We start from the raw sequence: 9,179 nt of genomic DNA on the forward strand, positions 1-9,179 counted from the left end.
GGCATGTTGATCGCCTCGCCCCGTCCCTCGCCAGTGACGCCTACGATCGATCTATCGGCGAAGGGCGTTCAGCACGGCCATCTGCGTCTGCCCTATAGCCGCGATGACAGCGCCTGGGGCTCGGTGATGATCCCGATCTGCGTCGTTGCGAGCGGGGAGGGGCCGACCGCGCTTTTGACCGGCGCGAACCATGGCGACGAATATGAGGGCCCGGCGGCACTGTTCGAGCTGGCGTGCGCGCTCGACCCGGCGACAATTTCGGGCCGGGTCATCATCCTGCCGGCGCTGAACTACCCCGCCTTCCGCGCGGGGACGCGGACCTCGCCGATCGACAAGGGCAATCTCAACCGCAGTTTTCCGGGCCGCCCGGACGGCAGTGTCACCGAGAAGATCGCCGACTATGTCACGCGCCATCTCGTGCCGCTCGCCGATATCGTGCTCGACTTCCATTCGGGCGGAAAGACGCTCGACTTCCTGCCCTATGCGGCGGCTCATGAGCTGCCGGACAAGGCGCAGGAGGCGCGCTGCTTTGCGGCGGTTGCCGCCTTCTCTGCGCCGTACTCGATGAAGATGCTGGAGATCGACGCCGTCGGCATGCTTGACACCACGGTCGAGGAGATGGGCAAGGTCTTCGTTACGACCGAGCTCGGCGGCGCCGGGACGGCAACTGCCCGCAGCATCGGCATCGCCCGGCGCGGTGCCGGGAACCTGCTMAGGCATGCCGGCATCCTCGCAGGAGCGCCCGAGACGGCGCCGACCCGCTGGCTCGACATGCCCTCCGACGACTGCTTCACCTTCGCGCAGGATGACGGGCTGATCGTCTTCCAGCACGATCTCGGCGAAGCCGTGCGGGCCGGCGAAGTGATCGCCCGGGTTCATCCCGTTGGAAAAACCGGGCTCGCCCCGGCCGAGTACCAGGCTGCCATGGATGGCATCCTCGCCGCCCGTCACATCCCCGGGCTGATCAAGGCGGGCGACTGCCTTTGCGTCCTCGCCGCGCTGCGGGAGGCACCCTGACCCGTTCGGCCGGGCRACCGGCCCAAGCCAAGCCGCCGGCGCGAAGACGCCAGAGAAGCCGAAGCAATCGGCATGCGGAGAAACATCAACCAGAGGAGAATGCAGATGCCGTTTCTGAAGATTGCCGGAATCTCCGCCATGGCTCTCGCCATCGCCCTGTCCGCGGCTGGCGCCACCAGCCTCAAGGACGTCAAGGACCAGGGCTATATCCGCGTCGCGACCGCCAACGAGCTGCCCTATTCCTACATGAAGGATGACGGTACCTCGGCCGGTATCGGCCCCGACGTCGCCAATGCCGTGCTGAAGAAGCTCGGTGTCGCGGAGGCCAACTGGTCCGTCACGCCGTTCGGCACTCTGATCCCCGGCCTCAAGGCCAAGCGCTTCGATTTCGTCGCCGCCGAGCAGAACATCTCGCCGGAGCGGTGCAAGCAGGTCTCCTTCACCGAGCCGAACTCCTCCTATGGCGAGGGTTTGCTGGTGAAGAAGGGCAACCCGAAGAAACTGACGACCTATGCCGATATCGCCAAGGATCCGTCGCTGAAGGTCGCGGTCGTGTCCGGGGCGAACAATATCGACTTCCTGCGCGCCGTCGGCGTCAAGGACAGACAGGTGATCTTCATCACCGCCAATGCCGACGCGCTCGCCACCGTACAGAGCCGCGCCGACGCCTATGCCGCGACCGAACTCACCGTCGCCTCGCTCGCCAAGGGCCAGGCCAATGTCGAGCAGGTCGCGCCCTTCAGCGACCCTGTGGTCAACGGCAAGCCGGTCCGCAATTTCGGCGGCTTCGCATTCCGCTCCGAAGACAAGGAGCTGCGCGACGCCTTCAACGCCGCCTTGGTCGAGTTCCGCAAGACTGACGATTACAAGAAGATCCTCGGCACTTACGGGCTGTCGGAGGCCAGCATCAAGGCTGCGGCGGAGCGCAAGGTCGAGGACCTCTGCGCCGGCAAGTAAGGCTAGCTGACATCGTTCCGCCCGCCCCGATGGCGGGTGGAGCTCCACACCTGTTAAACGCTTTCGCGGAGCCTACTGGATGGAGTGGCTGTCCTATCTGCCCGCATTGTCGCGCGGCGCCCTCGTCACTGCCGGGATCACCTTGTCGGCGATCGCGATCGGCGCTGTCGCCGCCTTTGCGGCCGGCATCGCCCGCGTCGAGGGCGGGCGCGTGCTGGCGACGATTGCCCTTTGCTACACCGAGCTCTTCCGCGGCACCTCGCTGTTCGTCCAGCTGTTCTGGTTCTACTACGCCCTGCCGCTCTTAGGGATAAGCTTTGAGCCGGTCGCCACCGGTATCCTCGTGCTCTCCCTACATGTCGGCGCCTATGGCTCCGAGATCGTCCGCGGCGCGCTTCAATCGGTCTCCGTCCAGCAGCACGAAGCGGCGCGGGCGCTGAATTTCGGCCGCACCCAGACGCTTCTTCACATCACCTTGCCGCAGGGGCTGGTCGAGATGATGCCGGCCTTCGGCAATCTCGCCATCGAGACCCTGAAACTATCCTCGCTGGTGTCGCTGATCTCGATCGCTGACCTGACCTTCCGGGCGCAATCGATCCGCAACCTCACCCTCGATAGCGCCGGCGTCTACAGCCTGACGCTCGTCGGCTACTTCGCGATGTCGCTGGTGCTGATGTTGATCATGCGGCTGATCGAACGGCTGGTCCGGCGCGGCGCCGCCTTCCCGCGCGCGGCCCATTCGTGAGGCTGATGGCATGATGTACGGCTTCGATTGGGATACGACGACGCCGCTCACCTACGCGTCCTCGATCCTGCCGATTATCCTGATCGGGCTGACGGTGACGTTGCAGGCGGCTGCTGCAGGCTTTGCGATCGCGCTGGTGCTCGGCCTTGTCTTCGCGCTGCTGCGCCGCAGCCGTTTTGCGGCCGTGTCCTGGACGACGGCCATCGTCGTCGAGTTCCTGCGCGACACGCCGCTCTTGGTGCAACTCTTCTTCCTCTACTACGTGCTCCCGGACTATGGCGTCACGCTGCCGGCCTTCCTGACCGGGGCGATCGCGCTCGGGCTGCAGTATTCGGCCTATACCTCCGAGGTCTACCGCGGCGGTATCGAGGCCGTGCCGCGCGGGCAATGGGAGGCGGCGACCGCGTTGAACCTCTCCCGGCTGCAGACCTATCGCGACATCGTCGTGCCGCAGATCGTGCCGCGCATCTTGCCGGCGATGGGCAACTATCTCGTCGCGATGATCAAGGAGACGCCGGTGCTCTCCGTCGTCACCGTGCTTGAGATGATGGGGCTCGCCAACATGATCGGCGAGCGCACCTTCGAATATCTGGTGCCGCTGACCCTGGTCGGCCTGATCTTCCTCCTCCTCACGCTGATCTGCTCAGCCGGCCTGCACCGGCTGCACAAGGCGCTGCCGAAAGCAGGGATCCCGCTGCGATGACCGAGACCTCTCAGGCGCCCATCATTGAGTTCGCCGGCGTCACCAAGCGCTTCGGAGCATTGACCGTGCTCGACGACTTCAACTTCAGCGTCGCCCGTGGGGAGAAGGTCACGCTGATCGGCCCGTCGGGCTCGGGCAAATCGACGGTGCTGCGCATCCTGATGACGCTGGAGCCGTTCCAGGAGGGCCGGCTGACGCTTGCAGGCATGCCCTATCACGAGCCGAAAGCCGGCGGACCATTCAAGGCGTCGGACGGGCATCTGCGCCAGATCCGCAGCCATGTCGGTATGGTCTTCCAGAGCTTCAACCTGTTCCCGCATATGACCGTTCTGCGCAATGTCGTCGAAGCGCCAGTGCGCGTGCTCGGCCTGCCGCGCGGCGAGGCCGAATGCCGGGCCGTCGACCTGCTCGCCATGGTCGGGCTCGCCGACAAGAAGGACCATTATCCTGCACAGCTCTCCGGCGGCCAGCAGCAGCGCGTCGCCATTGCCCGCGCGCTGGCCATGCGTCCCCGTGTGCTGCTCTTCGACGAGCCGACCTCGGCACTCGACCCGCAACTCGTCGGAGAGGTTCTCTCCGTCATCCGCGGCCTCGCCAGCGAACACGACCTCACCATGCTGCTGGTCACTCACGAAATGCGCTTCGCTCGCGAGGTCTCCGATAGGGTCTGCTTCTTCGACAAGGGGCGCATCTGCGAACAGGGGGAGCCGGAGCGCATCTTCAGCGCGCCCGAGCAGCCTCGCACACGCGAATTCCTGGCCTCGGTGCTGGGCTGAGCCGGCGCCGACACTCTATCGGCGCCGGCCTGAACTTCCGAGACTTTCTCGGCGCGAAACCGAGACTTCGAAGACAGTCTCGCCAGTCCTTCACCTAACCTCGTCGTCAACCGAGGGAGGATGGTCATGAACGCAATGACGAGCACGGCAAGGCGGGAAACTGCAATCGCCAAGCCTGCGGAGCATCCCGGACTGTCGCGCCTCGCCGATCGTCGCCTGCTACGGCAGCTCGCCTATATCGACGGGCGCTGGACCGCTGCTCGCGACGGCAAGACCTTCCCGGTGAGCGACCCCGCGACGGGCGCCCTCGTCGCGCAGGTCGCAGCGCTCGGAGCGGCTGAAGCGACGCAGGCAATCGAGGCGGCGCATGCTGCCTTCCCGACCTGGAAAGCGCTGCTGCCGCAGGCGCGCGCAGCACTGCTGCGGCGCTGGCATGCCGCGATGTTTGCGGCTGCCGAGGATCTCGCGCTTCTAATGACGCTTGAACAGGGCAAGCCGCTGGCGGAAGCGCGCGGCGAGATCGCGTACGCCGCCGACTTCATCACCTATTACGCGGAGGAAGCCCTGCGCGTGAATGTCGAGAGCGTGACCAGCCATTTGCCGGGTGCGCAGATGTCCCTGTCGCGCGAGCCGGTTGGTGTTGCAGCCTTGCTCACCCCATGGAACTTCCCGTCCGCCATGCTGACGCGCAAGGCCGCGGCAGCCCTCGCCGCCGGCTGCACCGTCGTCGCTCATCCCTCGTCGCACACGCCACTGTCGGCACTGGCACTGGCGAAGCTCGCCGACCGCGCCGGGCTGCCGGCTGGCGTCTTCAACATCGTTACCGGCGACGCCGCGCCGATCGCAGAAACCTATTGCGCCGATGCTCGCGTGCGTGCCGTCAGCTTCACCGGCTCGACCGAGATCGGCCGGGTCGTCGCCCGCAACGCCGCGGCAACCGTCAAGCGCGTGGTCATGGAGCTCGGCGGCCATGCGCCGCTGATCGTCTTCGACGATGCCGATCTCGACCGGGCTGTTGCGCTCGCCATCGATGCCAAGTTCGCGACGTCCGGCCAGGACTGCCTCGCCGCCAACCGGATCTATGTGCAGCGTGGTCTCTACGAGCGCTTCTGCGCTGCCTTTGCCGACAAGGTCTCGGCGCTGYGGGTCGGGTCCGGCCTGGAGCGCGAGGTCGAGATAGGCCCGCTGATGCACGCGGCTGCCAAACGCAAAGCCGAAGCCCAGATCGCCGACGCTTTGGCGCGCGGCGCGCGGCGGCTGACGCCGGAGCGCGCCATGCCGGGCCCGCTCTTCCTGGCACCGACCGCCCTCGCCGACGTGCCCGACGAGGCGCTGATCATGCGCGAGGAGACCTTTGCCCCAGTGGCGGCCATCGCCCCGTTCGGTAGCGAGGACGAGGTCATCGCCCGTGCCAACGACACGGAATACGGCCTCGTCGCCTATCTCGTGACGCGTGACGGTGCGCGGGCCGCGCGCATGGCCAGGGCGCTCGAATACGGGATGGTGGCGGTCAATCGGGTCAAGATCACCGGCGCGCCGATCCCCTTCGGCGGGATGAAGCAATCCGGCCTTGGTCGCGAAGGCTCGCGCCACGGCCTCGAGGCCTTCACCGACCTCAAATATGTCTGCCTCGATCTGAACTGAGGCGCCGCTTGCCGTTTCCACGAAGGATTCCTGCGATGCTCGACCATCACGCCCGCACCAGCAATGAACTGGACGCCTGGGACCGCGACCACGTCTTCCATCCCTCGACCCATATGGGCCAGCATGCCCGTGGTGAGGCCCCGAACCGCATCATTACCGGTGGCGAGGGCGTCTACATCGTCGACCGCGAGGGCAAAACGAGCCTCGACGCGTTCGCCGGCCTCTACTGCGTCAATGTCGGCTATGGCCGAAAGTCGATCACCGATGCGATCGCCGAGCAGGCGGCGAAGCTGCCCTATTACCATGCGTATGTCGGCCACGGCTCCGAGCCCTCGATCAAGCTCGCCAAGATGGTGATCGAGCGCGCGCCCAAGGGCATGAGCCGCGTTTTCTTCGGGCTGTCTGGCTCGGACGCCAACGAGACCAATCTCAAGCTGGTCTGGTACTATAACAACGTCCTGAAGCGGCCGGAGAAGAAGAAGATAATATCGCGCTGGCGCGGCTATCACGGCTCGGGCGTGATGACCGGGAGCCTCACCGGCCTTGCCGCCTTCCACACTCTCTTYGACCTGCCCAGGGCCCCCATCCTCCACACCGAAGCGCCGTATTACTACCACCGCGAGGACCGCAGCCTCAGCGAGGAGCAGTTCTCGCAGCATTGCGCCGACAAGCTCGAGGAGCTGATCCAGGCCGAGGGACCGGAGACGATCGCCGCCTTCATCGGCGAGCCGGTGCTCGGCACGGGTGGCATCGTGCCGCCGCCCGCCGGCTACTGGGCGAAGATCCAGGCGGTGCTGAAGAAGCACGATGTCCTGCTGATCGCGGACGAGGTCGTCACCGGCTTCGGGCGACTGGGCAGCATGTTCGGCTCGGACCATTACGGCATCGAGCCCGACCTCATCACCATCGCCAAAGGGCTGACCTCGGCCTATGCGCCGCTCTCGGGCGTCATCGTCTCGGAGAAGCTTTGGGGGGTGCTGGAGCAGGGCTCGGATGAATACGGCCCGATCGGCCATGGCTGGACCTATTCCTCGCACCCGCTTTGCACTGCTGCGGGCGTCGCCAATCTCGAACTGGTCGACGAACTCGATCTCGTGCGCAATGCCGGCGAAGTCGGCGCCTATTTCAATGCGACGCTGCAGGATGCCCTTGGCGGCCATCGCCATGTCGGCGAGGTCCGTGGCGAGGGCCTGCTGGCGGCGGTCGAGTTCGTCCGCGACAGGGATGACCGCGTCTTCTTCGCTACCTCTGAAAAGGTCGGCCCGCGCATTGCCGCCGCCCTGCTGGAACAGGGCGTCATCGCCCGCGCCATGCCGCAAGGCGATATCCTGGGCTTCGCACCACCGCTATGCCTCACAAGGCAGGAGGTCGACCAGATCGTCGACGCGACCCGGCGCGCCGTGGCGGCAGTGCTTTAGCGCCAATGATCCCATGAACCTAGTCGCGTTGGCGCTGTTGCGCCAGTTAGGGACGTTGGGCCCTCGCCCGGGAGCGGACATTGATTGCCCGTGAAACGGCGGTCGGTTGCGACCAAGGTTGTGTGCAAAACGGGCTGACCCGCTGGCGCTGGTCAGCAGTGCCTTGTCCGCTCCGCCCGTCACCGATCAGCGCCTGTTCCCGGCGTTCGAGGATCAACGGGCGGCCCCCTCCCCGGCCATGAAGCGCGCTTGCGCGCAGGATCTCCAGCGTGACATGCATGGAGCTGACCACAGGTGGCGAACGGATGTTGCTGGCGCGAGCCGGTTGTCGACGCACTGGCGACGGACACGCAGGAGCTGGATTTTCGCCGCACCTCCGAGGATCGGGAGGGCGAGACCACGGCGCGCGGGCTGCGGCGCGTTCCTGAGAAAGCTGGCTTGTACCGGGCCCGTGCTCTGCCTGGGTGGCCTCATCGTCTTGGGTCGCCCGAGCCGAACCGGGCCGCGAGGGGAAGGCGATGCTGGGCATCGACGAGAACGCCGAGGGCGCGACCCTGATCCGGCGGCTTGGCGACCGTGCCACTTGTAGCTATGGCGATATGCCCCTATATCTAAGGCATATCGCCAGGGAGATCGGCCATGACCACAGTTACCGCACTCGAAGTCGTTGGTGGGCGCGACCTAATCGGCGCCCCCATCAATAGCAGCCGCGATCTCATTAGCGCAGTTCGGCGAGGCTTCCCGGTCCAGACTGTGGAGTACGTCATCAGCAGCGGCCGCATGTCCCTCGCCGAAATTGACCTGGTTGTCATTCCTCGCAAAACCCTCAGCCACCGGCGCAAGATTGGCACCCTGACATCCGAACAATCTGACCGCCTGATCCGGGCTGCGCGCGTCCTTGCCGAAGCTGAGGAAACGTTCGGATCTCAGCAGAAGGCAGCCAAGTGGCTGCGCCGACCAACAACCGCACTCAGCGGCGAAAAACCCATCGACCTCCTCGACACGTCGGAGGGAGCAGACCAGGTCGAGGCGCTGCTCGGCCGCATCGGCCACGGCATCGCCGCCTGATATGAAAGTCTGGCGTGTTTGCCGTTTACCGTTCGCCGATTTGAACGGCGAGGGGGCTCGGATCTACGGCGGACGGTGGAACACTCCCGGACGCCCCCTGCTGTATACGGCCGAAAACCCGGCACTCGCGATTCTTGAGGTAAGAGTACATCTCGACCTCGAGCCTGACCTGATCCCAGACGATTACGTCCTCATGGAAATCGAGTCAGGCTCAGCTGTAATCAAAGAGATTTTGGACCCAATTGAAGCACCGGCAACTGTCGGTGACCGCTGGCTCGCCACAATGGAAACCCCGATCCTTAAGGTTCCATCCTTTGTGGTGCCAAACAGCTTCAACTTGCTGATCAACCCGGCGCACCCCGGAGCCGCGAGCATYAGCATCCAAAGCACAAAACCATTTGATTTCGACAGGCGGCTCTGGCTCCCCCTCACATACATGCCTCCGTGAGGAGAACCTGCCGATCGGCGGGACAGATCACCCATCTGGCTGGTTGAGGCACGGGCTGCTCGATCCACTTCTTCATCTCATTGAAAGACTCATCGGCCGACCCCGCGCGCCTGGTTGAACTCATCGATGAAAGGCCTCTTCGCTGGCTCGGCTCATCATGCTGGCTCAATTCCGCCCGTCACGCCYCGATCATTGGTGACGCCGTCACGTTCCGCGTCGCCCTCCCCGTCGTCGGCGCCGCTCGTCGGGACTCCTCAGAGCCGGATTCAAAAGTTCACGCGGGTTTGCAATGTCTTGCGATGCGGCGTGTGAGCATGCGGATGCTGGCGATATGAGCGAAGGCGGTCGCGCTTTCGATGGATTTCTCCCAGTCCTTTGCGAGGCGGCGGCAGCGTCCGAGCCA

Annotated in this window: 9 protein-coding genes and 1 pseudogene; 9 read left to right on the forward strand and 1 reads right to left on the reverse strand. The window is 65.2% G+C overall.

The genetic code is table 11. The annotated features are described in order from the left end of the window. Window positions 1-3 precede the first annotated feature (3 nt). From doeB to AC1D34_RS09025, 9 genes are all read left to right on the forward strand, one after another. Window positions 4-1,017, forward strand: coding sequence for a N(2)-acetyl-L-2,4-diaminobutanoate deacetylase DoeB (gene doeB, locus AC1D34_RS08985; protein ID WP_441508090.1), 1,014 nt, complete (start codon window positions 4-6; stop codon window positions 1,015-1,017). A 105-nt stretch (window positions 1,018-1,122) separates the two neighbouring features. Continuing rightward, window positions 1,123-1,974 carry an ectoine/hydroxyectoine ABC transporter substrate-binding protein EhuB gene (gene ehuB / locus AC1D34_RS08990; RefSeq protein ID WP_476824046.1) on the forward strand — a complete coding sequence of 284 codons (852 nt, stop codon included), beginning with the start codon at window positions 1,123-1,125 and terminating at the stop codon, window positions 1,972-1,974. A gap of 79 nt (window positions 1,975-2,053) precedes the next feature. Next, complete coding sequence (gene ehuC, locus AC1D34_RS08995) at window positions 2,054-2,719, forward strand: ectoine/hydroxyectoine ABC transporter permease subunit EhuC (protein ID WP_441480478.1); 666 nt, start codon at window positions 2,054-2,056, stop codon at window positions 2,717-2,719. A 10-nt stretch (window positions 2,720-2,729) separates the two neighbouring features. Further along, on the forward strand, window positions 2,730-3,422 hold the full coding sequence (gene ehuD / locus AC1D34_RS09000; RefSeq protein ID WP_441508089.1) for an ectoine/hydroxyectoine ABC transporter permease subunit EhuD: 693 nt from the start codon (window positions 2,730-2,732) through the stop codon (window positions 3,420-3,422). Next, the gene (ehuA, locus tag AC1D34_RS09005) at window positions 3,419-4,198 is read left to right on the forward strand and encodes an ectoine/hydroxyectoine ABC transporter ATP-binding protein EhuA (protein WP_441480476.1); all 780 of its coding nucleotides are present in this window, start codon (window positions 3,419-3,421) and stop codon (window positions 4,196-4,198) included. Before ehuD ends, ehuA begins: the two co-directional genes overlap by 4 nt. A gap of 135 nt (window positions 4,199-4,333) precedes the next feature. Beyond that, window positions 4,334-5,842: an NAD-dependent succinate-semialdehyde dehydrogenase gene (locus tag AC1D34_RS09010; protein WP_476824048.1), complete on the forward strand. Its 1,509-nt coding sequence runs from the start codon at window positions 4,334-4,336 to the stop codon at window positions 5,840-5,842. Between the two features lie 35 nt (window positions 5,843-5,877). Then, entirely contained in the window at window positions 5,878-7,260 is a 1,383-nt protein-coding gene (locus AC1D34_RS09015; RefSeq protein ID WP_476824047.1) for an aminotransferase, read from the forward strand. A 639-nt stretch (window positions 7,261-7,899) separates the two neighbouring features. After that, a complete protein-coding gene (gene parS / locus AC1D34_RS09020) occupies window positions 7,900-8,328 on the forward strand; it encodes a type II RES/Xre toxin-antitoxin system antitoxin (RefSeq protein ID WP_441480474.1) in 429 nt (142 codons plus the stop codon). A gap of 1 nt (window position 8,329) precedes the next feature. Beyond that, entirely contained in the window at window positions 8,330-8,776 is a 447-nt protein-coding gene (locus tag AC1D34_RS09025) for an RES family NAD+ phosphorylase (RefSeq protein ID WP_441508087.1), read from the forward strand. A gap of 274 nt (window positions 8,777-9,050) precedes the next feature. Here the strand turns inward: AC1D34_RS09025 and AC1D34_RS09030 are convergent. Continuing rightward, window positions 9,051-9,179 (reverse strand): annotated as a pseudogene (locus AC1D34_RS09030) (IS5/IS1182 family transposase); the annotation flags it as partial.

The organism is Allobosea sp. P1_A7 (assembly GCF_056406775.1).

Excerpts from the sequence above, each read along its gene's own strand:
- ehuD (WP_441508089.1), top strand. The coding sequence starts at position 2,730 with ATGATGTACGGCTTCGATTGGGATACGACGACGCCGCTCACCTACGCG.
- ehuA (WP_441480476.1), top strand. The coding sequence starts at position 3,419 with ATGACCGAGACCTCTCAGGCGCCCATCATTGAGTTCGCCGGCGTCACC.
- ehuB (WP_476824046.1), top strand. The coding sequence starts at position 1,123 with ATGCCGTTTCTGAAGATTGCCGGAATCTCCGCCATGGCTCTCGCCATC.
- ehuC (WP_441480478.1), top strand. The coding sequence starts at position 2,054 with ATGGAGTGGCTGTCCTATCTGCCCGCATTGTCGCGCGGCGCCCTCGTC.
- parS (WP_441480474.1), top strand. The coding sequence starts at position 7,900 with ATGACCACAGTTACCGCACTCGAAGTCGTTGGTGGGCGCGACCTAATC.